The organism is Neisseria sp. P0009.S007, from assembly GCF_051962515.1.
The window spans coordinates 1-1,463 of the sequence record NZ_JBQCVF010000326.1; the positions used below are offsets into that span (position 1 = coordinate 1).

A 1,463-nucleotide genomic window follows, 5' to 3' on the forward strand; every position below is an offset into this window, starting at 1 on the left:
ACGCGTGGACGCGCAAACCCGTGCGAAAACCAGCGTGAACGAATTGTTGCGCGGTATCTAATCGGATAACGATAACGCCGACTGAGGGTGGTATGCTCACTCTATGGTTAGTTTTGAACAAAAAAACAGGCAGAATGTTCTGCCTGTTTTTTTATGGCTTAAAGGCCGTCTGAAACGATTTCAGACGGCCTTTTGTTTTTGATGATGGGTTCTTTAAGAGTAATCGAAGGGAGAGGGGTCCCTTGCCTGAAATTACGCTTTCGGCCAGTCGGCGCAATAGTATTGCCAATAGACTTCGATAAAAGGAATTTCGCCGTAATCGCACAGCCACGGTTTGGCGCGTGTGGTGTAGTGGATAACGGGCGGAACAGTGTCAGGTTTGGGGAATACTTCGCCGAGATTTCGTTTTTGGAAATATTGGACTGCGCCTGTTTGGAAATTCCAAGATTCTTCTAGTTGCAGCCAGTTTTTTTGAAATACGGTGTTTAGAAAGCATTGGTCGCCGTAGGGAACGGATTTGTCAATGGTGGTAGCAGTTTGCAGCAGTTGCGCCGCGATATTGTGTTCCCGCCATTGCGCCAGGTCGACCAACAACATACCGGAATTGAAATAGGGCGTAGTGTGCAGGCCGGTTGGGTGATTCCATTCGGTACGGGCAAGAAAGGAGTCTTGTACCGCTGCAACGGGATAACCGCGCATATCGAGGCTGAACAAATCGTGTAGGGATTGGGTAATCACCATATCGCTGTCGAGATAAAGGGCGCGGTCGACAGGCAGATGTTGCATCATCAGACGGAAAAATGCGGCATCCGAAATATGGGGTAGGCGGCGATATTGGCTGAAGTCCATTTCTATTTTGACATCATTCAGACGGCTGCCGCTGGCGGCGAGTTTTTGGTTGGTATAGTTGATCCATTCCCGCCTGAAGGTATTGTGCATGAGGTAGAAATTGACATTTGTGTTGTGTGTGCAGACGGATTTCATCAGGGTATGAACCTGCTCGGCATAGCCGGTATCGGCGGCAAGAACGATGGTGATGTTGCTCATTGGTTAAATTCCCTTTATTTGCAAGGTCTTAAATTTTATCAGTCATTTTCTTGGTCTTGTGCGGTCGGTAAGGAGGCGTGGTCTTCGTTTTCCGACATGGCTTTTTCTAATAAATCGCGTTGCAGCTGTTTACCGGCTTTGATGCCCAATTTGCGTAGTTTTTCGGTGCTGCTGATGAGGTTGCCCCTGCCGGACACCAAGCGGCCATAGGCCGTCTGAAACTGGGATTGAGCCTGACCGAGCGCTTTATTGATGCCGTCCATGCTTTCGACAAAGCCGACAAATTTGTCATAAAGTTTACTGCCTGCCTCGGCAATCGCCAACGCGTTTTGGTTTTGTTGCTCATTGCGCCAGATGTTGGCAACGGTGCGCAGGGTGGCGAGCAGGGTGCTGGGGCCGGTCAGCATGATGCGTTT

2 protein-coding genes are annotated in these 1,463 nt (G+C 49.5%); both read right to left on the reverse strand.

The features are described 5' to 3' along the window. Window positions 1–252: 252 nt before the first annotated feature. Window positions 253–1,047 carry a glycosyltransferase family 8 protein gene (locus ACTHS3_RS12940; RefSeq protein ID WP_070607255.1) on the reverse strand — a complete coding sequence of 265 codons (795 nt, stop codon included), beginning with the start codon at window positions 1,045–1,047 and terminating at the stop codon, window positions 253–255. Between the two features lie 38 nt (window positions 1,048–1,085). After that, window positions 1,086–1,463 (reverse strand): DNA recombination protein RmuC (gene rmuC / locus ACTHS3_RS12945; RefSeq protein WP_440368122.1); only part of this gene is annotated, 378 nt, incomplete at its 5' end.

Excerpts from the sequence above, each read along its gene's own strand:
- ACTHS3_RS12940 (WP_070607255.1), bottom strand. The coding sequence starts at position 1,047 with ATGAGCAACATCACCATCGTTCTTGCCGCCGATACCGGCTATGCCGAG.